The sequence below is a fragment of the Janthinobacterium sp. CG3 genome (assembly GCF_000344615.1).
In the GTDB taxonomy this organism is placed as follows: Bacteria; Pseudomonadota; Gammaproteobacteria; order Burkholderiales; family Burkholderiaceae_D; genus Janthinobacterium.
On the sequence record NZ_KB467824.1, the window covers coordinates 2,067,072 to 2,086,534 of the forward strand.

The 19,463-nt window shown below is 65.6% G+C and carries 15 protein-coding genes; 4 read left to right on the forward strand and 11 right to left on the reverse strand.

Going from position 1 to position 19,463, the window contains the following annotated elements; all coding sequences use genetic code 11:
- Window positions 1–162: 162 nt before the first annotated feature.
- From JANGC3_RS0108895 to JANGC3_RS0108940, 10 genes are all read right to left on the reverse strand, one after another.
- Window positions 163–1,053 (reverse strand): substrate-binding periplasmic protein, encoded by an 891-nt coding sequence (locus tag JANGC3_RS0108895; RefSeq protein ID WP_157406538.1) that lies wholly within the window; start codon window positions 1,051–1,053, stop codon window positions 163–165.
- 153 nt (window positions 1,054–1,206) lie between these two features.
- Complete coding sequence (locus JANGC3_RS0108900) at window positions 1,207–2,412, reverse strand: maltoporin (RefSeq protein WP_017876140.1); 1,206 nt, start codon at window positions 2,410–2,412, stop codon at window positions 1,207–1,209.
- Window positions 2,413–2,579: 167 nt separating this feature from the next.
- Window positions 2,580–4,085 carry a CoA-acylating methylmalonate-semialdehyde dehydrogenase gene (locus tag JANGC3_RS0108905; RefSeq protein WP_017876141.1) on the reverse strand — a complete coding sequence of 502 codons (1,506 nt, stop codon included), beginning with the start codon at window positions 4,083–4,085 and terminating at the stop codon, window positions 2,580–2,582.
- A gap of 115 nt (window positions 4,086–4,200) precedes the next feature.
- Window positions 4,201–4,995, reverse strand: a complete 795-nt coding sequence (gene iolB / locus JANGC3_RS0108910; RefSeq protein ID WP_017876142.1) for a 5-deoxy-glucuronate isomerase — start codon at window positions 4,993–4,995, stop codon at window positions 4,201–4,203.
- Entirely contained in the window at window positions 4,992–5,924 is a 933-nt protein-coding gene (iolE, locus tag JANGC3_RS0108915) for a myo-inosose-2 dehydratase (RefSeq protein WP_017876143.1), read from the reverse strand. Before iolE ends, iolB begins: the two co-directional genes overlap by 4 nt.
- Before the next feature lies 1 nt (window position 5,925).
- Window positions 5,926–7,818 carry a 3D-(3,5/4)-trihydroxycyclohexane-1,2-dione acylhydrolase (decyclizing) gene (gene iolD, locus JANGC3_RS0108920; protein WP_017876144.1) on the reverse strand — a complete coding sequence of 631 codons (1,893 nt, stop codon included), beginning with the start codon at window positions 7,816–7,818 and terminating at the stop codon, window positions 5,926–5,928.
- Window positions 7,815–9,764 (reverse strand): bifunctional 5-dehydro-2-deoxygluconokinase/5-dehydro-2-deoxyphosphogluconate aldolase, encoded by a 1,950-nt coding sequence (locus JANGC3_RS0108925; protein WP_017876145.1) that lies wholly within the window; start codon window positions 9,762–9,764, stop codon window positions 7,815–7,817. Before JANGC3_RS0108925 ends, iolD begins: the two co-directional genes overlap by 4 nt.
- Window positions 9,765–9,776: 12 nt before the next feature.
- Entirely contained in the window at window positions 9,777–10,562 is a 786-nt protein-coding gene (locus tag JANGC3_RS0108930) for an ATP-binding cassette domain-containing protein (protein ID WP_017876146.1), read from the reverse strand.
- Window positions 10,563–10,565: 3 nt separating this feature from the next.
- Window positions 10,566–11,720, reverse strand: coding sequence for an ABC transporter permease (locus JANGC3_RS0108935; RefSeq protein ID WP_026132752.1), 1,155 nt, complete (start codon window positions 11,718–11,720; stop codon window positions 10,566–10,568).
- A gap of 121 nt (window positions 11,721–11,841) precedes the next feature.
- Window positions 11,842–12,816 (reverse strand): sugar ABC transporter substrate-binding protein, encoded by a 975-nt coding sequence (locus JANGC3_RS0108940; protein ID WP_232429783.1) that lies wholly within the window; start codon window positions 12,814–12,816, stop codon window positions 11,842–11,844.
- 267 nt (window positions 12,817–13,083) lie between these two features.
- Here JANGC3_RS0108940 and JANGC3_RS0108945 point away from each other — a divergent pair, with 267 nt between their 5' ends.
- From JANGC3_RS0108945 to JANGC3_RS0108955, 3 genes are read left to right on the forward strand one after another with little or no spacing between them, the layout of a single operon-like run.
- Complete coding sequence (locus tag JANGC3_RS0108945; protein WP_017876149.1) at window positions 13,084–13,950, forward strand: MurR/RpiR family transcriptional regulator; 867 nt, start codon at window positions 13,084–13,086, stop codon at window positions 13,948–13,950.
- Window positions 13,943–14,929: an inositol 2-dehydrogenase gene (gene iolG / locus JANGC3_RS0108950; protein WP_017876150.1), complete on the forward strand. Its 987-nt coding sequence runs from the start codon at window positions 13,943–13,945 to the stop codon at window positions 14,927–14,929. Before JANGC3_RS0108945 ends, iolG begins: the two co-directional genes overlap by 8 nt.
- Before the next feature lie 60 nt (window positions 14,930–14,989).
- A complete protein-coding gene (locus JANGC3_RS0108955; protein ID WP_017876151.1) occupies window positions 14,990–16,012 on the forward strand; it encodes a Gfo/Idh/MocA family oxidoreductase in 1,023 nt (340 codons plus the stop codon).
- Window positions 16,013–16,023: 11 nt separating this feature from the next.
- Here JANGC3_RS0108955 and JANGC3_RS0108960 read toward each other — a convergent pair whose 3' ends face one another.
- Window positions 16,024–18,156 (reverse strand): TonB-dependent receptor plug domain-containing protein, encoded by a 2,133-nt coding sequence (locus JANGC3_RS0108960; RefSeq protein WP_017876152.1) that lies wholly within the window; start codon window positions 18,154–18,156, stop codon window positions 16,024–16,026.
- A gap of 161 nt (window positions 18,157–18,317) precedes the next feature.
- On the opposite strand from JANGC3_RS0108960, the gene JANGC3_RS0108965 reads away from it, so the two are divergent.
- A complete protein-coding gene (locus JANGC3_RS0108965) occupies window positions 18,318–19,457 on the forward strand; it encodes a sensor histidine kinase (RefSeq protein WP_017876153.1) in 1,140 nt (379 codons plus the stop codon).
- Window positions 19,458–19,463 lie beyond the last annotated feature (6 nt).

Genomic DNA, 19,463 nt, shown 5'->3' on the forward strand with positions numbered 1-19,463 from the left:
GTCCCGTGGCGGCAAATTTCTTTTGCCATGTTTCCGACTAGATCCCAGCGCCTTCTCGATTTTGCCTCCGCATTGCCAAAACGCAAAAAGGGCATCGCCATTTGCCGGAGATGCCCGCTTACTGCTTACTTATTGGCTACTTACTGGCTACTTGCTGCCTACCTACTGGCTAACCGGGTTGAACCACAAGGTCGGGTCCTCGAACGGCGTTTCCTTCGGCAGCAGGTTGTTCTTGATGCGGAAGATTTTGCGGCCCTTCAGATTGGCCTGGGCGATCGCCTTGCCGTTGTATTTCTTGAAGATCATGTCAAACGAGCCGTCCTTGATCATCTTGCGGATGCCCGCTTCCATGCGTTTCTGCAAGGCGGCGTCGTTCTTATTAAAGAAAAAATAGTAGGGCCACGGGTAGTAAATCAGGATGTTTTTCTCGACCACCAGGTTGGGGTTGGCCTTAACGTTGCGCTCCTGCTCGGCGAAGGCTTCGCTGATGCCGCGCGGGAACAAGTCGAAGCGCCCGGTCGCCGTCATCTTGAACAGGTCGTCGTATTTCGCCGTCGTCACATTGAAGCCGTTCGATTCGTACAGCTTGACGTCGCCCCAGCCGGTGCCCTGGCCGATCGTCAACTTCTTCAGCTCCGCCAGCGTGGTGATCTTGTCGATTTCGGCCTGCTTGTCGGCTTGGATCAGCGCGACGCGGTAACCGAGGATGCCCTTGCGCAGCGGAATGCGGATGGGCAGCAAGTCTTGCTCCTTGTCGCTGGAGGTCGAACTCCAGGCGATATTGACGACCTTGCCGTTTTTCAGTTCGCTCAGGGTGCGCTCCTCGTTCATTTTCTCGGACGAGGCCTCCAGTTCGAACGGGCCGAACTCGGCCGTGGTCTTCTCCAGCGCGGTGCGCATGATTTCCATCAAGTCGTTGAAGCGCGTGTCGCCGGCCGTTTCGTAGGCCGGATACGTCACCTTCAGACCCGCGCCCAGCGCCGCCGTCGACAGCAGCGCGGCGGCCACGAACACACTGATTTTTGTTGCCGTTCCCGATATATATTTCAACATATATGTCATCCCCCAATAAACAACGAGAACCGCCCGCGCCCGGCGTGCGCGCAGGCGGGTGTGTTTCCGCGGCCGGCCCGCTCTGTAGGCGGGTACGCTCGCGAAAACCAGGCCCGTCCGAAAACGGACGAGTCTGGTGAGCTTACACCTAAATTACCACCACGCCTCGACTTGCAGGCCGGCCGAGGTACCGTTGGTGTTGCCGCCAAACACACCGCTGCTCGACAGCGTACTGCCTGCGGTGGCCGAGGCCTGGGCCGCGGCGTTCCACTTCGCGTACGTGACGAAGGCGCGCAGTTCCGGGCGCGACCAGAAGCCCTTGGCGGCGGCGATGGTCGGCGCGAACGTCAGCTTGGTCAATTGCTGCGTCGCCCCGCCACTGGCGGGCTTGATGCGGTCGTGGCCCAATTCCAGTTGCAGTTTAAGGTTGTCGCTTAGCGCATACACCGGGCGCACGCCGAACGAGGTCCAGGTCTGGCTGCCGGCGTTGCCGCGGTCTTTTTGCAGCAGCGCCAGCGCCGAGCCGCCGAACTCCGGCGTGATTTGCCAGGCGATGGTATCGAACACGCGACTGCGCTTGACGTCCGAACCCTGCCTGATGTCGCCGGTGCCGCCGATCTTGGTGCCGGCGCCGACGCCGTACTGGATACCGAATTTGTTGTCGCCGCCCACAACCTTGTCCTGAATATGGATCAGCGAGGCGGACCAGCCGTTGTGGGCGCCGGCGACCGCGGAGTCCTTGTTGATCAGGCTGACGTCGAACTTCAGGCTGCCGTCGGGATTGACGGCCACGCCGTCATAGCTGAAGCTGTGGCGCGTGGCCGACGTGCTTTTGTCCAGGTCGTTGCGGAACAGGCCGTAGCTGAACTTGCCCGGCCCCAGCGGCAGGCCGGCGACGCCGCCGCCGACGCCGTCGCCGTGCAGGTACTTGAAGTCGATCATATGGATGTCGGGGCGGTTGTAATAACGCTTGCCGATCCAGACCACGCCGCCGCGCATGAAATCGAGGTTTTTGGCTTCGATGAACATTTGCGCGACGCTCAGCTTTTCATCGCCGATGTCGGAGGTCGGCGTGTAGGCGGCGGCCCAGAACGTGCCGACGAAGCTGGCGCCGTTGGCCGCCGTCAGCAATTCCTTGGTGTAGCCGAACTCGCCGTCGGAATCGCACTCGTTGCCCAGGCGGTACTTGGCGACGCCTTCGAGGCCATAGCAAGCCTGCTTGCCGTTAGCCGAGTTGGTGCCGACGCCGGCGCGGAAGTAGCCGTGGAACTCGCCCTCGGCGTCGCTGGCGCAGACGGCGCCGGCGCTCAGGGCCAGCATCAGTGCGGCGGGCAAGGTCTTCAAAATGCAGTGTTTCATTGTCGTATCCCCAGCATATAGTTTTAGTTTTAGAATAACGGCGCCTGTGTTCAGGTCGCTTTCCGGCGGTAGAACGCACCTCCCTTCATGGGTTGCAAAATTTTGGACGAGACTCCCCCTGGCGCGGTGAACGCCGGTTGCACCATGGGGAGCCACGCCGCCTGAGACTATTTCATCGTCGGCATGGCGAACTCGGCGCCGGAGGCGGTCGACGCCGGCCAGCGCTGCGTGACGGCCTTTTGCTTGGTGTAGAAGCGCACCGATTCCGGGCCGTGCGCGTGGTGGTCGCCGAACAGGCTGCGCTTCCAGCCGCCAAAGCTGTGGAAGGCCATCGGCACGGGAATCGGCACGTTGACGCCGACCATGCCGACCTGCACGCGGTGGGTGTACTCGCGCGCGGTGTTGCCGTCGCGCGTGTAGATCGCCGTGCCGTTGCCGAATTCGTGGGCGTTGACCAGGTCCAGCGCCGCCGCGAAGTCCGGCACGCGCACGATGCACAGCACCGGCCCGAAGATCTCTTCCTTGTAGATGCTCATGTCCGGCGTGACGTGGTCGAACAGGGTGCCGCCCAGGAAGAAGCCTTTTTCATGGCCTGGCAGCACGAAGCCGCGGCCGTCGGTGACCAGCGTGGCGCCGGCGGCGACGCCGTCGTTGATGTAGGCGACGATCTTGTCCTTGTGTACCTGGGTGACGACCGGCCCCATTTCGGCCGCCAGGTCCATGCCCTGGCTAATTTTCAGCTCGCGGATGCGCGGCACCAGCGCCTCGACCAGCTTGTCGGCGACGTTACCCACCGCCACCACCACCGAGATCGCCATGCAGCGCTCGCCGGCCGAGCCGTAGGCCGCGCCCATCAGCGCGTCGACGGTCTGGTCCAGGTCGGCGTCCGGCATCACCACCATGTGGTTCTTGGCGCCGCCCAGGGCTTGCACGCGCTTGCCCTCGGCGCAGCCGGTGGCGTAGATGTGCTCGGCGATCGGGGTCGAGCCGACGAAGCTGACGGCGCGCACGTCCGGGTGCGCCAGCAAGCCTTCGACGGCGTCCTTGTCGCCCTGCAGCACGTTGAAGACGCCGTCCGGCAAGCCGGCTTCGGTCAGCAACTGCGCCATCAACAGGCTGGCCGACGGGTCGCGCTCGGACGGTTTCAGCACGAAGGTGTTGCCGCAGGCGATGGCCATCGGGAACATCCACATCGGCACCATCACCGGGAAGTTGAACGGCGTGATGCCGACGCACACGCCCAGCGCCTGGCGCATGGTCCAGGCGTCGATGCCGTTGCCGACCTGCTCGGTGTATTCGCCCTTCATCAGTTGCGGAATGCCGCAGGCGAATTCGACCACTTCGATGCCGCGCGCGATTTCGCCCTTGGCGTCGGTGAAGACTTTGCCGTGCTCGGCGGTGATCAGGGCCGCCAGCTTGTCGGCGTGTTGCTCCATCAGCTCCTTGAATTTGAACATCACGCGGGAGCGGCGCAGCGGCGAGGTGGCCGACCAGGCCGGGAAGGCGGCGTGGGCCGACGCGACCGCGGCGTTCAGCTCGCTCGTGGTGGCCAGCGAGACTTTCGCGCTGACGGCGCCGGTGGCCGGGTTGAACACCTCGCTGGTGCGCTCGGAATTGGAGGCGAGTGGGCGCCCGCCGATGAAATGGCCAATGTTTTGCAGTTGCGTTGTCATTTGAAACTTTCGGTAAGTTACATGGTTTGTCAGGGGACGGTTCACAACCACCGGCGTAACCCCGGGGTCAGCCCCCCGCTCGTTGCCTTTGGTTCTTTTACGGTTCGCGGCGCCTCTATTTTTTTAGCATCCACTCGTGGGCCGGGTCGTTCTTGAAGTGCCATTCGCGCTTCGGCCCCGCCATCACGTTCAGGTAGTAGGAGTCGTAGCCGTAGGGCACCACCACCGGGTGGTAGCCGCGCGGCACCATCACGACGTCGTGGTTTTCCACCGCCATCGACTCGTCCAGCGAGCGGTCGTCGGTGTAGACGCGCTGGAAGGCGAAGCCCTGCGCCGGATTCAGCCGGTGGTAATAGGTCTCCTCCAGCGTGCTTTCCTCCGGGATGTTGTCGCTGTCGTGCTTGTGCGGCGGGTAGCTCGACGAATGGCCGCCCGGGGTCAGCACCTCGACCACCAGCAAGCCGTCGGCCGGCTCCGTCTGCGGCAGGATGTCGCACACGTAGCGGGTGTTGGCGCCGCTGCCGCGCACCGAGCGCTTCATACTGCCCGGCTCGATCAAGCGCGCCGGCCGCGAGGTGTTGGCCGGCGCGCTGCACAGCGCCACCTCGGCGTCGCTGTCGGCGGTGATGCTGACGGCCTGGCCGTTCGGCACGTACACGGCGAACGGCGACTGGTCGTCGAACACGCTGGCGCGCCCGCCTATCCTGGCCCAGCGCCGCTCGCCGGCGCCGACGTTGACCACGCCGGCCATCACGACGATGCACAACTCGCGCGCGCCGGTGTGCAGCGTCAGGCCGGCGCCCGCGGCCAGCCGGTGCGCGGCGAAACCGACGTGCTGCCAGCCCGCCGATTCCGGCGTGACCGCGACGATTTCCTGGCCGCTCTGCTTGCCCTTCACCAGCAGCTTCATGCCACCACCCTCCCCGCCTGCTCGATCTTGTGCACCAGCTGGGCCAGGTGCTGGTAGCCCATCTGCGCGTACTGGTAACTAGGCGCGACGGCCGGGTCCTGCTCGGCCTCCACCACCAGCCAGCCCTGGTAACCGTGGCGGTACAGCAGGTTCAATATCGCCTCGAAGTCGACGCAGCCGTCGCCCGGCACGCTGAAGGCGCCGTTGATCACCGCCTGCAGGAAGCTCCAGTTGCCGTTGCGCGCCAGCTTGACCACCGCCGGGCGCACGTCCTTGCAGTGCACGTGCGAGACGCGCGCGATGTGCTTGCGCAGCACCGCCAGCGCGTCGCCGCCGGCGAAGGTGATATGGCCGCTGTCGAACAGCAGGCCCACTTCCGGCCCGGTCAGCGCCATCAACTGGTCGACGTCGGCCGGCGTTTCAACATAGGCGCCCATGTGGTGGTGGTAGGACAGGCGCACGCCGTGCGCCAGCGTGTGGCGGGCGAAGGCGCTCAGCTTGTCGGCGTAGTCCTGCCACTGCTGCGCGTTGACGAAGCGCGGGCGTTTGTACAGCGGCCGCGGCTCGCCCTGGATGGCGTCGGCCACCTCGCCGTACACCATCACCGTGGCGCCACTCTCGGCCAGCAGGCGCAGGTGCGGGCCGACGGCGGCGATTTCCTCTTCCACCGAGCGGCGCGCCAGGCGCCCCGAATACCAGCCGGAGACGCACTCCAGCTTGTACTTGCCCAGCACGGCGCGCAGCGCGCCCGACTCTTTCGGGAACTTGTTACCCAGCTCGAAGCCGACGTAGCCAATTTCGGCGCCCTCGCTCAGCGCCGTCTCCAGTGGCGTCTCGCCGCCCAGCGACGGCAGGTCGTCGTTCATCCAGGAGATCGGGTTGATGCCGATTTTGACGTTGAAGGTCTGGTCGTTGAATGCGATGTTCATCTTATTTCCTTTGTGCTTTTCTGGCTTCTTCGTAGCGCGTGCGCGCCGTCCTGACCTGCTCGCGCTCGGATACCTCCGGCACCGCCACCTCCCACCAGCAGCCGCCTTCGCTGGTGGTGCGGGTCGGGTCGGTGTCGATGCAGACCACGTAGGTGGAGCTAGCCTTGCGGGCCCGCGCCAGCGCCTGTTCCAGTTCGGGGATGGTCTTGACGTTTTCGCCGTAGGCGCCGAGCGACTTGGCGTGCATGGCGAAATCGATGTGCGGCGCGCCGTCGCCGACCTGCAGGCAGTCTTCCAGCATGTTGTTGAACGGCGCGTTGCCGCAAGCTTGCTGCAGGCGGTTGATGCAGCCGTAACCGCGGTTGTCGAGCACCACGATAATCAGCTTCTTGCCGATCATGACCGAGGTGGCGATTTCCGAATTCATCATCAGGTAGCTGCCGTCGCCGACCATGACGATGACGTCCGCGTCCGGCTTGGCCATCTTCACGCCCAGCGCGCCGGCGATTTCATAACCCATGCAGGAGAAGCCGTATTCGACGTGGTAGCCGCCCGGCGTGGCCGTGCGCCACAGCTTGTGCAGCTCGGCCGGCAAGGTGCCCGCCGCGCAGACCACGATGTCGTTGACGGTCGACGCGGCCGACGAGCGCTGCACCGCGCCGATCACTTCGCCGTCGTATGGCAAGGCGACGTCGCGGCGCGCGGTGATGGCGGCGATGGTGGCGCGCCACCGCGCCGCTTCGCGTTCGGCCTGTTCGCGCCAGGCGGCGTCGCTGCGCCAGCCTTCCAGCAGCGCCGACAGCTTTTGCAGGCCGAGTTTGGCGTCGCCCCGCAGGCCGGCGCCGCGGCGTTTCAACGCGTCGAAGGCGTTGACGTTCAGGCTCACCAGCGTGGCCTTGGCGAACAGCGCGTTGGAGCCGGTGGTGAAGTCTTGCAAGCGGGTGCCCACCGCCAGCACCAGGTCGGCCTCGGCGGCCAGCAGGTTGGCGGCCGGCGAACCGGTCACGCCGATGGCGCCCAGTTGCAGCGGATGGTCCCAAGCCAGCGAACTTTTGCCGGCCTGGGTTTCGGCCACCGGCACGCCGTGCCGTTCGGCGAAGGCGCGCAGCGCGTCGCCGGCCAGGCCGTACAGCACGCCGCCGCCGGCGACGATGATCGGGTTCTTGGCGGCGCGCAGCAGCGCCGCCGCCTCTTCCAGCTCGGACTCGGCGGGCGGCACGGCGCGGAAAGTGACCAGGCGCGGCTCGAAGAAGTCGGCCGGGTAGTCGTATGCCATGGTTTGCACGTCCTGCGGCAGCGCCAACGTCACCGGGCCGCAGGTGGCCGGGTCGGTCAACGTGGCGATCGCCCGCGGCAGCGCCGTCAACAGCTGCTCCGGGTAGATGATGCGGTCGAAATAGCGCGACAGCGGCTTGAAGGCGTCGTTGGCCGAGACGCTGCCGTCGCCGAAGTCTTCCAGTTGTTGCAGCACCGGGTCCGGCGCCCGCGAGGCGAACACGTCGCCCGGCAGCAGCAGCACCGGCAGGCGGTTGACGTGGGCCAGCGCGGCCGCCGTCAGCAGGTTGGTGGCGCCGGGGCCGATCGAGGTCGACACCGCCATCATGCGCCGGCGCATGTGCGCCTTGGCGTAGGCGATGGCGGCGTGCGCCATGCCCTGCTCGTTGTGGGCGCGGTAGGTCGGCAGCGGATTGAGCGCGTCGTCGCGCTGCTGGTACAGCGCCTCGCCCAGGCCGGCCACGTTGCCGTGGCCGAAGATGGCGAACACGCCGCCGAACAGCGGCTCGGTGGCGCCGTTGCCGGCGTCGACGCGCAGCGCGGCCAGATAGCGCACCAGCGCTTGCGCCATGGTCAGGCGGATGGTTTTCCCCACGCCGGCGCTTGTACCGGCGCTCATGCCGCGCGCTCCAGTTTGGCGGCGCGGCTGCGCTGCCAGGTGCGGATCAGCGTTTCGAAATTGGCGCGCAGGGCGGCGACCAGGCCGGCGTCGTCGATCTCCTTAGCCAGCCAGCGCTTGCTCGGTTCGTGGAAAATGGTGCGGCCGACCAGGAAGCCGCGGCAGGTGGCGCTGTCGCGCGCCGCCTCGAAGCTGGCAGCCAGCTCGTCGATCGGCGCGTGCAGGCCGAGCAGCACCACGCCGCGGCAGTACGGGTCGCGTTCCTGCACCAGCGCGTCGATCTTTTTCCATTGCGCCGCGCTCAGCTGCTCCAACTTCCACCATTCGGGGTAGATGCCGATGTTGTACAGGCGTTTGACGGCGCGCAGCACGGTGTCGGCGTCGCTTGGCAGGCTCTTCGACGGGATCACTTCGAGCAGCAATTCGTGGCCGCTGATCTGCGCCGCGTCGTACAGCGCCTTCAGCTGGGCTTCCTGCTCCAGGCGGTTTTCCACGGCGTCGTCCGGATGCAGTTGCACCAGGCATTTGATGACGTGCTCCTTCGGCCAGCTGTTCAGGTGCGAACCGATCGAACGGCCCCAGTCGAATTGCAGCGGGTTCGAACCCGGCAGCTCGACCGGACGGCCGATCCACCAGCCGCGCCCGGTGGCGGCGTTGAGCGCGTCGGCGCCGTAGCGGTCGTCGATCAGCACGCCGATCTTGCCGCCCAGTTGCAGCGCGGCCTCGGTCTCGCCGACCGCCCGCACCATCAACTGCTTGAGCGCCGGCAGGCGCGCCTCGTCGGCGCCGGTCTGCTGCGCCAGCTCGAAGAACTGGTTGCGGTGGTCGAAGGCGAACACGCACAGCTCGTCCCACTGCTTGCGGGCGACGCTGACGCGGTGCAGGCGCGCCAGCGCGGCGTCGTCGGCCGGGCGTTGCATCCGCGCCGCATGGGCGATGAAGTAGTCCAGTTCCACCGGCGTCGGCATGGCCGGCGCGCAGCCGTGGCGCGACACCACCAGGGCGCCGCAGGCGTTGGCGTAGCGGCAGCAGGTGGCGTAGTCGGCGCCGTTCAACCAGCCCTTGAGGAAGCCGGACAGGAAGGCGTCGCCGGCGCCGAGCACGTTGAGCACTTCCACTTGCACGCCGCGGAAGTTGAAGGCCTCGTCCAGCGCGGCCGGAATGGCGCCGTCGATGACGGCGCAGCCGAGCGGACCGCGCTTGACCACCAGCGTCGCCGCCGAGGCTAGGCGCACGGCGCGCAGCGCGGCGATGATGTCGGCGCCGCCGCCGGCGATCATGAATTCCTCTTCGGTGCCGACCACCAGGTCGAACTGCGGCAGGATCGCCTGCAGGTGGCCGGTGACGCCGTCGTTGGAGACGAAGCGGGTTTCGCCGTCGCCCTTGCCGGACAGGCCCCACAGCACCGGGCGGTAGTCGATGTCGAGCACGGTGCGCACGTTGTTGGCGCGGGCCAGCTTGAGCGCCTTGCCGCTGGCGGCGTGCATCGCCGCCGTCGAGAAATGGGTGCCGGTGATCAGGAGCGACTTGCTGGAGGCGATGAAGCGCTCGTCGATGTCGGCCGGGTCGATGGCCATGTCGGCGCAGTCTTCGCGGAAGAAGATCAAGGGGAAGGTATCCTTGTCCTTAATGCCGAGCATGACCAGCGCGGTCAGGCGCTGCGGGTCGACGGCGACGTGGCTGATGTCGCAGCCTTCCCGCGCCAGCGTCTCGCTCAGGAAGCGGCCCATGTGGTCGTCGCCGACCCGCGACAGCATCGCCGAGCGCAGGCCCAGGCGCGCGCTGCCAAAGGCGATGTTGGCCGAGGAGCCGCCCAGGTACTTGGCGAAACTGGCCGCGTCCTCCAGCCGGGAACCGATCTGCTGCGCGTACAAGTCGACCGCCAGGCGGCCGAGGCAGATCACGTCGAGCGCCCTGCCGCTGGCGAATTGTGTTGGATTGTTCATTGGCTGTTCTTTCTAAATGCTTACACCGTCAAGTTCGCTCATCAGCTTTTGCATCTCTGCGCCGCCGGCCATCATGTCCAGCACCTCGTCCTTGGTGACCGTGTCCTTGGTGTAGGTGCCCAGCGATTTGCCGCGGTTGAGCAGGGTGAACGAATCGCCGACCGGGTAGGCGTGGTGCACATTGTGGGTGATGAAGATCACCGACAGCCCGCGTTCGCGCGCCTTGTAGATCAGTTTGAGGACGTTGAACGACTGCTTCACGCCCAGCGCCGCGGTCGGCTCGTCCAGAATCAGCACGCGCGCGCCGAAGTGGATCGCCCGGGCGATCGCCAGGCACTGGCGCTCGCCGCCGGACATGGTGCCGACCGCCTGGTGCGGATCGCGTACCATGATGCCCATCTCGGCGAGCTTGTCGCGCGCCGTGGTGGCGGCGTACTCCATGTCCATCACCGGCAGGAAACCGAACAGCTTCGTCATCGGCTCGCGGCCCATGAAGAAATTGCGCGCCACCGACAGCAGCGGCACCAGCGCCAAGTCCTGGTAGACCGTGGCCACGCCCAGGTCGAGCGCCTCCTTCGGCGAGGCGAAGCTGACCGGCTTGCCGTCGACCAGGTACTGGCCGTCGGTCGGCCGGTGCACCCCGGCCAGCGTCTTGATCAAGGTCGATTTGCCGGCGCCGTTGTCGCCCAGCAGGCAATGGACCTCGCCCGGCTTCAGGCGCAAGGTGACGTTTTGCAAGGCGATCACCGAACCGAAACGCTTGCTAATATTTTCCAGCGCCAGAATGTAGTCGCTCATGGCTTACCTCGCTTCCGTCACGCGGCTGCGGACGAAGTTGTTGAATAACACCGCGATCAACAGCATGACGCCGAGGAATACGCGGAACCAGTCCGAATTGATGTCGGTGTAGGTGATACCGATCTGCACCACGCCGAAGATCAGCGCGCCGAAGCAGGCCCCGACCACCGAGCCGTAGCCGCCGGTCAGCAAGGCGCCGCCGATGACGGCCGCGATGATCGCCTCGAACTCCTTCTGCATGCCGCGGTCGGCGGCGGCCGAGCCGACGTCGAACACTTGCAGCGTGGCGAACAGGCAGGCGCAGAAGGCGGTAAAGACGAACAGCGAGATCTTGATGGCCTTGACCGGCACGCCGACGTTCTTGGCGGCGTTGGCGTCGCCGCCGACGGCGAAAATCCAGTTGCCGATGCGGGTGCGGGCCAGCACGAAGCTGCTCACCAGGGCCAGCGCGGCCCACCAGACGATGACTTTCGGGATGCCCTTGACCAGCGGCGCGCCGTTGTCGAGCGCGGTGATGACGCCGGCCGAGGCCAGCCACTGGAACAGGCCGGTGCCGACTTCGCCGTGGAACAGCAGCGTGGCCAGCCAGTCGTGGGCGGCCAGCGTGCCGACGCCGCTGACGATGGTGCGGTTGGCGAACATGATCGACAGCGCCAGCGTCAGGCCGCGCAGGATGAACAGGAAGGCCAGCGTGACGATGAAGGACGGCAGGCGGGTCTTGATGACCAGGTAGCCGTTGAGCCAGCCCAGCGCCATCGAACCGGCGAAGGCGAACAGGATGGCGAGCCAGACCGGCCAGCCGAAGTAGACCGACGGGATGGCGATCATCATGCCGGCGAAGCCGATCATCGAGCCGATCGACAGGTCGAACTCGCCGGCGATCATCAGCACGCAGGCGCCGATGGCGATGATGCCGAGGTAGGCCGCGACCTGCGACCAGTTGACGATGCCGTCCAGGTTGAACATGCCGGAACCGCCGGCGCTGATGCCGAAGAAGATAAACACCAGCAGCGCGCCGGAGATCGAGGCGAACTCGGGCCGGCCGAACAGGCGCTTGAACCAGGTGACCTGGCCGACGCGCTCGTCGGCGCCGGATGTGGCCGGGGGCTGCTGCGCGGGGGCCAGGCCCGGCTGCGCATTCAATTTAACCGCACTCATAACATTTTCCTTTTCACTTTGCCGCCGTCCACGCCGCCCCGCGAAGGAGCCGGGGACGTTGAAAACAAACCGGCGGCGCAAAATTGCGGGGCTGCCCCCGGCTGCGCGCCGCCGGTCTTTATTAACGGAACTGGCCCGCGTACTTCTCGACCTTGGCGATATTGTCCTTGGTGACGAAGCCGGGACCGGAGCTGATATGCCGCGGGCCGTACGACGGCGCCAGGCCGTACTCGGCCAGACGGGCCTTGAACTTCGGATTGGCCATCAGCTTTTCTTTGACCTTGGCCAGGTCGGTGGTCTTGTCCTGCTTCATGATGGCCATCACGGCGACCGGGATATACCCCTGCAGGTAGGGCTGCTGGTCGATCGCGAACTTGACGCTGCCGTCCTTGATGCCCTTGGCGATCTCGTCGGACAAGTCGAAGGTGGCGAACCACATCTTGCCCTTGGTACCCATCTTCTCCAGCGCCTTCAGCGAGGCGTGCGCCGAGGTCGGCCCCAGCGCCAGCACCGCCTGGGTTTTCGGATTGTTGCGCAGGTAGGCGCTGAGCTTGCTCTCGATGGTGGTCGGGTCTTCGCCGGCGTCCAGCGTGGCGGCCTTGAAATCGACCCCGAGCGCCTCGGCGAAGCCGCGGCAGCGTTCGAACGAGGACGGGTTGGTGGCGTAATGGTTGACGCAAACGAAGGACTTGATGCCGGCCGCCTTGGCTTTTTCACCGGCGCCCTTGCCGGCGTCGTATTCGGGCTGGCCGACGTGCATCACGGCGCCCAGTTGCTCGCTCTGCTCCAGCGTGCCGGAATTGATCGTGATCATCGGGATCTTCTTCGCCGCGACCAGGCCCATCGGCTTTTGCAGCACGTTGAAGTCGGCGATGCTGGCGATGACGCCGTCGTAGTTGCGGGCCGCGGCCTGCTCGACCAGGCGCGCCATGTCGGCCAGGTCGCCGTTGGGCGGATTGCGGTAGTCGACCTGCACGTTGAAGTCTTCACCGGCCTGCTTGACGGCGTTCTTGATCGTGTTCCACCACGAGTCCGAATCCGGCGCGTGGCTGATCAGCACAAACTTCTCGCCGGCGGCGTAGCTGGTGCTCAGCATCAGTCCGAGGCCGATCGCCGCCACGCTCTTCAGAAAAACCGTGCGTTTGTTGCTTTGCATAAATGTCTCCTAGATGGATGATTTTTACCTGCTTATTGTCTGGTGCGTCACCGGCCAAGCCAAGACGGCCGTCATCGCACTGTGAACAGGTTAATCCACAAAAAACCGAAATGCAATTAAATTTTCAAAATAATTTGAAATAGAAAATCGTTTCTATTTTGTCGGAACGGCCCTATAATTATTGCCAGAACAGCAGAAAGGTAAGCCATGGCCGAAACCGCCCCGATCGACAAACTAATGCAACACATCGCCGACGAATACGACGCGCTGTCGCGCCAGTTGAAGGTGATCGCCCAATACGTAGAGAAGCACCGCGCCAGCCTGATGCTTGAGCGCATCAGCGACATCGCCGGCGCCTGCGACGTGCAACCGTCGGCCATCGTCCGCTTCGCCCAGCGCTTCGGCTACTCCGGCTTTAGCGAAATGCAGGACGTGTTCCGCCAGGCCTACACCGAGCAGGCCAGCGCGACGCCGAACTACCAGCAGCGCATCCGCAAGCTCATCGACACGCGCGACGACAAAATCAGCGTCGGCGACATGACGCGCGAATTCGTCGGCGCCAGCCGCGACGGCCTCGACGACCTCGCCGCCGGACTCGACGACGCCCAGTTGGAGGCGGCCGTGACCTTGCTGCAAAAGGCCGACAACATCTACGTCGTCGGCGTGCGGCGCTCGTTCCCGATCGCCTCCTACATCGCCTACGCGCTGGAACACACCGCCAAGCGGGTGCACCTGGTGTCCGGGCTGGGCGGCATGCACCGCGAGCAGATGCGCAGCATCCGCGGCGGCGACGTGGCCATCGCCATCAGCTTCGCGCCCTACGGCAAGGAAACCCAGCAATGCGCCAGGCTGGCGCACGACAACGGCGCCAAGGTGCTGGTCATCACCGACAGCAAACTGGCGCCGCTGGCGCGCACCGCCGACGCGCTGCTGACCGTGACCGAAGGCAGCGCCTTCGCCTTCCGCTCGCTCACCAGCACCATTTGCCTGTGCCAGGCGCTGTTCATCGCGCTGGCCTACAAACTTGAGTTAGACATCGAAGAAATCAAACAACCAGGAGAAGACAATGATTGAAGTAGCACTGTTCGGCGCCGGCCGCATCGGCAAAATCCACGCCGCCAACCTCGCCGCCCAGCCGGGCGTGCGGTTCAAATACGTGGTCGACGTCAACGCCGAGGCGGCCCTGGCGTTGGCCGCGCAGCACGGCGGGCGCGCCGCCAGCGTCGCCGAAGCGCTGGCCGACCCGGCCATCAAAGCCGTGGTCATCGCCTCCAGCAGCGACACCCACTCCGACTTGATCCAGCGTTCGGCGGCGGCCGGCAAGGCGATCTTCTGCGAAAAACCGGTCGACCTGACGGTGGCGCGGGCGCGCGCCTGCGCCGCGGCGGTGGCCGAAGCGGGCGTGCTGTGCATGATCGGCTTCCAGCGCCGCTACGACCCGACCTTCGCCGCCGTCAAGGCGCGCATAGCCGCGGGCGAGATCGGCGTGCCGGAAATGCTCGTCGTCACCAGCCGCGACCCGGGCGCGCCGCCGGTCAGCTACATCGAAAGCTCTGGCGGCATCTTCAAAGACATGCTGATCCACGACTTCGACATCTTCCGCTGGATCCTCGACGACGAAGCCGTCAGCGTGCACGCCACCGGCAGCTGCCTGACCGACCCGGCGATCGGCGCGGCGGGCGACCTCGACTGCACGGCCGTGACCATCCGCACCGCCAAGGGCCGCCTGTGCCAGATCAACACCAGCCGGCGCGCGGCCTACGGCTACGACCAGCGCTTCGAAGTGCTGGGCAGCGAAGGCATGCTCCAGGCCGGCAACCACAAACCGACCGAAGTGGTGCTGCACAACGGCGCCAGCGTCAGCGAAGACAAGCCCGAGCACTTCTTCCTGGAGCGCTACCGCGTCGCCTACGCCAACGAAATGGCGCACTTCTTCGACGCCCTGACCAACGGCACGGCGCTGCGCACGACCGTACAAGACGGCCTGAAAGCGCTGGAACTGGCCGAAGCGGCAACCACCTCCTGGCGCGAAAACCGCGTCGTCACCCTGTAACGCAACACCCCTGGGGCGCCCCCATTGTGTTGAATTTGTAATTTATAGACGGAGACTGTCATGCAGAAGAAGAAATTGAATATCGGTATAGTCGGCCTCGGCCGGCTGGGCCAGCGCCACGCCGTCAATCTGGCGCAGCGCGTGCCGAACGCCGAGGTGGTTGCCGCCTGCAGCCCGCTGCCGGCCGAACTGGACTGGGCCGCGACCACGCTGGGTATCACGCAGGGTTACGCCGATTACAGCGCCCTGCTCGCCCACCCCGGCCTGGACGCGGTGTTCCTGGTGACGCCGACGTCGCTGCACGCCGACCAGATCATCGAGGCGCTGCGCGCCGGCAAGCATGTGTTTTGCGAGAAGCCGCTGTCGCTCGATCTGGCCGACTGCCTGAAGGTCGAGGCCGAGGCCGCCCGCCATCCGCATTTGACCATCATGATCGGTTTCGTGCGCCGCTTCGACGCCAGTTATCACGACGCCCACCAGAAGATCCAGCAAGGCATGGTCGGCAAACCGTATCTGATCCGCTCGCAGACCTGCGACCAGAACGACCCGAGCGGCGCCTTCATGCGCTTCGCGCCGACCAGCGGCGGCATTTTCCTCGACTGCAGCGTGCACGATATCGACCTGGCGCGCTGGCTGCTGGGCAATCCGGCGCCGAAACGCGTCTACGCCAGCGGCACCAACGCCATCCATACCGGCCTGAGCGCATTTGGCGACGTCGACAACGGTTTGGGTACGGTGGAGTTCGCCGACGGCAGCATCGCCTCGTTCATGGCCTCGCGCACGATGGCGCACGGCCACGAGACGCTCACCGAGGTGTTCGGCACCGCCGGGCGCCTGAGCGTGGGCAGCAACCCGCGCCTGAACCGCGTCGAGATCTCCGACCGGCACGGCGTGCGCAACGAATGCACGCCCGATTTTTACGCGCGCTTCAGCGACGCCTTTCTGGTTGAGGCGCAGGAATTCACCGACGCCGCGCTGGGCCTGCGCCAGCTGTCGCTGACGCTGCACGACGCCACCGAGGCGACCCGCATCGGCCTGGCCATGACGCAGGCGATGCGCGAGCAGCGCCCGGTCGAGTTCTAAGCCGCATAGCGTTAATACCTGTGCTCCAGCGTGAGACGCAGGCCGCGGTTGCTGCGCGAGCGTGCGCTGCGCAGCGTGGCGCCGCCGTCGTCCGCGTAATAGCTTGCGCTGTAGCTGTCCTGGCGCAGCAAGTTGAAGGCCGAGGCGCGCAATTGCGTCAACGGTGAAAATTTCATCAGGCCATACAGGTCCAGCGTCCGCGTCGGCGAGCCCCCATTGCTGAGGAAAGCCGACACGCTGACAGCCGCCGCGCTCTTGAAGCCGTAATTGCCGCCCGCGCTCAGCCGCGCGTCGACGCGGTAATCCAGACCGACGTTGGCGCTGAACGGCGTTTGCCCGCCCAGGCGGTTGTTCGGGCCGGGCACCGAATCCAGCGCCGACCAGTTGCGCGACAGGTTGAACTTGACGTCGACCGGCGGCGCCAGCGGCAACGCCACCTCGAATTCGATACCACGCACCGAGGCGTTGCCATCGTTGACGGGGCTGGCGATCCACACGCCGTTTTCCCGGTACAGGCGCTCGACGGTGACATCCTTGACGCGCCGGACGAATGCGCTGACGCTGAGCATGCCGGACTTGGCGAAGTAATGCTCGAAAGCGGCGTCCAAGCCCCAGGCCAGCTCGGGACGCAATTGCGGATTGCCCTGCCGGTCCGGATTGGTGGGGCCGTTATCGTTATTCGCGGTGTAGCGCCGCGGGATCAGGCTGGGCGTCGTCGGGGCCTTGTAACTGCGCGTCAGGGCAAGGCGGACTTGGTCTTTTTCGCTGCCCGGCAGCTTCCACAGCGTTTGCAGCACCGGACTCCATACCCCGGAGCGGTTGTGGACCGGGAGCACGACATTGCTCAAGCTATCCGTGTACAGCCCTTCCCAGCGCAGGCCCAGATACATCTGCCAGCGCGGCGTGATATCCCATTCGTCCTGCACGAAGAACGCCAGCCGTTTCACCCTGGCGTCGTAGTTTTCATCCAGGTCGCCCCGCGCCACGCCGAAGCCATCAACGTCGTGCTGCAAACGGTATTCGCCGCGCCTGGTAAGGGAACCGTCCCAGCCGGCCACCAGGCTGTGCCCCGTGAAGAAGGGAGCCGCATACTTGCCGCTCGACGTCAGCTGGTCGTCGCGCGCCTCGGAGTCGACGGTCCTGTCTAGCCCGCGCGCGCCATTCGCCGCGGCGCCCAGAAAGACGTAATGGATCTTGCGCCTGTTGTGAATAATGCCGAGCTTGACGTCGAGGCGGGCCCCGTCCGCGCCGCTGTGCGTCCAGGCGATATCGCTGCGTACCGTGTCGACGCGGTTGTCGGCGGCGAAGGAGTTGACCGGGTAGTCGCTGGGAGCGCCCAGCAGGGTCGTTTCGACGCTGCTGCCGTGCCGCTTCGAGTCGCTCAGTTCCACCAAGCTTTGCGAGGTCAGCGTGTCCGCGTTATCCAGCGTCCATTGAAGACGCGGCGCCAACGCCAGCGAGCGGTTGATAATGTTATATTGGTAGCGCGACTCGCGCCGCAGATCGACGATGCCGTCCGGGCCGGCGCCCGCAAGCTGTTCCCGCCCGCCCGGTTCCGACACCTTGTCCTGCTTTGCCACGCCGCCGACGCTGTACGACAAGCCGGCGAGGCGGTCGGTGAGCTGCAGCGACACGTTAGGCGTGGTGCCGGCGCGGTCGCTGACGGCGCCCAGCTTGGCTTCGCGCTGGCGCTTGGCGCCCGCTTTTCTCAACACGATATTGATCGTGCCGGCGATCGCTTGCGCCGCGTATTCGACCGTCGGCGCGCGCAGCAGCTCGACCCGTTCGATCAGTTCCGGCGAAATGGAATCGATGGAAAAACCGTTCGGAACGGGGTCGCCGTTGACGAGGATCTGGGTATAACCGTTGCCGAGGCCGCGCACGCGGATGTCGCCGGAGACGGTCACGCCGGGCAGGCGCTTGAGCACATCCGACAAGCTGGTATCGCCGTAACGGTCGATATCGGCACGGCTGACGACCAGTTTCGCCGTGGTGTCGCCCTGTCGCCGCGCCAGAGCGCCAGGGCCGACGATCTCCACCGTCGCCATCGGCGCCGCATCCGTCGACGGGATCTGTTGCGGCTGCGCCGCGGAACACAGCGCGCCGAGAACGGCGGAAAAAACGACTTGCTTCTGAAATGCCATGGCGGATTCTGTATTTCTCTATGTGGGTGAACGGTGCGGTCGCCAGTATGACGCCGCCATTGGCGCCCACGCAGCAGCGAAGTGATGAAACGCCGGTACGGCGTGACGAGTTCCCGGCGGGCCCCCGGTGGCAGCGAATAGCGCTGGTATACTCGCCATCAATGAACCCGCCGCCGATCTCCAACCCAACCGTCGCGCTTGCCGCATGGCGCAGCCGCATCCATACCATCCTGACGAACGTGCTGGCGTGGACCGGCATCTGCGCGGCCGGCGCACTCGCCTCCTACAACGACCATGTGCGCGCGGGCGCACCGGAAAGCTATCTCAACTATTTCGAGCGCTGGTGGGTTTTCCACGTGCCGATGATGATATTTAGCGCCGGCCTCAGCCTTGCCCTGACGCGCTGGCCGGCACTGTTCGACAGCAAGCGCCGGGCGACGTTGATCTATGCGGGATTGTTGCTGTTATTCCTGCCCGGCGAATGGCTGTTCGTGGCGGCCGTGAGTTTGCACAACAAAGGCGGCGGCGTGACGCTGGACAGCGCCTGGCAAGCGCTGCTGGGCATGAGCAAGTTCGACGGGTTCACCGAGTTCGCCTGGATGACCGGCACCTTCCTGGCGATGGTCGCCATGGGCAACTGGCGCCGCGCCAAGGCGCGCGAGCTGGCGTGGCAGCGCTCACAGACCGACAACCTGAACCTGCACCTGGCGCTGGAGCAGCAGCGCATGCTGTCCTTGCGCGCCCAACTGGAACCGCATTTCATCTTCAACGCGCTCAATGCGATCAGCGCGCTGGTGCGTACCGGCGACAAGAGCGTCGCGCTGACCGGCATCAGCCGCCTGAGCGACCTGCTGCGTTACGCCTTGTCGGCCAGCTTGCGTGACACGGTGACCATTGCCGAAGAACTGCAATTCGTCCGCGACTACCTGGCGTTGCAAGCGCTGCGCTACGGCGAACGCCTGCAATTCCACATCGAAGGCGACGACGACGTCGTCCAGGGCGGCGACTGCCCGCCCCTGCTGCTGCAACCGCTGATCGAAAACGCCCTGCGCCACGACCTCGATTGCCATGGCGGCTCGAGCGACATCCGGCTGTCGTTCGCGCGCAGCGGCAAGGACGTGCTGATCAGCGTATCGAATCCGGTCAGCCGGCACGTATCGCCCAATCCCGGCATGGGACTCGGCCTGCGCAACACCCGCTTACGCCTGAAGCTGAGCAGCGCCGCGGCCTCGCTGCACACCGAGTTGCGCGCCGAGCGCTTCCTGGTCGAAATCCGCATGCCCCTCACCGTGGCCGACTGAGGCCAC

Bases quoted from the DNA above. Each gene is read 5' to 3' on its own strand.
- iolD (WP_017876144.1), bottom strand. From the start codon at position 7,818: ATGAGCGCCGGTACAAGCGCCGGCGTGGGGAAAACCATCCGCCTGACC.
- JANGC3_RS0108930 (WP_017876146.1), bottom strand. From the start codon at position 10,562: ATGAGCGACTACATTCTGGCGCTGGAAAATATTAGCAAGCGTTTCGGT.
- JANGC3_RS0108895 (WP_157406538.1), bottom strand. From the start codon at position 1,053: ATGTTGAAATATATATCGGGAACGGCAACAAAAATCAGTGTGTTCGTG.
- JANGC3_RS0108940 (WP_232429783.1), bottom strand. From the start codon at position 12,816: ATGCTGAGCACCAGCTACGCCGCCGGCGAGAAGTTTGTGCTGATCAGC.
- JANGC3_RS0108960 (WP_017876152.1), bottom strand. From the start codon at position 18,156: ATGGCATTTCAGAAGCAAGTCGTTTTTTCCGCCGTTCTCGGCGCGCTG.
- JANGC3_RS0108955 (WP_017876151.1), top strand. From the start codon at position 14,990: ATGCAGAAGAAGAAATTGAATATCGGTATAGTCGGCCTCGGCCGGCTG.
- JANGC3_RS0108965 (WP_017876153.1), top strand. From the start codon at position 18,318: ATGAACCCGCCGCCGATCTCCAACCCAACCGTCGCGCTTGCCGCATGG.
- JANGC3_RS0108935 (WP_026132752.1), bottom strand. From the start codon at position 11,720: ATGAGTGCGGTTAAATTGAATGCGCAGCCGGGCCTGGCCCCCGCGCAG.
- iolG (WP_017876150.1), top strand. From the start codon at position 13,943: ATGATTGAAGTAGCACTGTTCGGCGCCGGCCGCATCGGCAAAATCCAC.
- JANGC3_RS0108905 (WP_017876141.1), bottom strand. From the start codon at position 4,085: ATGACAACGCAACTGCAAAACATTGGCCATTTCATCGGCGGGCGCCCA.
- iolE (WP_017876143.1), bottom strand. From the start codon at position 5,924: ATGAACATCGCATTCAACGACCAGACCTTCAACGTCAAAATCGGCATC.
- iolB (WP_017876142.1), bottom strand. From the start codon at position 4,995: ATGAAGCTGCTGGTGAAGGGCAAGCAGAGCGGCCAGGAAATCGTCGCG.
- JANGC3_RS0108945 (WP_017876149.1), top strand. From the start codon at position 13,084: ATGGCCGAAACCGCCCCGATCGACAAACTAATGCAACACATCGCCGAC.
- JANGC3_RS0108925 (WP_017876145.1), bottom strand. From the start codon at position 9,764: ATGAACAATCCAACACAATTCGCCAGCGGCAGGGCGCTCGACGTGATC.
- JANGC3_RS0108900 (WP_017876140.1), bottom strand. From the start codon at position 2,412: ATGAAACACTGCATTTTGAAGACCTTGCCCGCCGCACTGATGCTGGCC.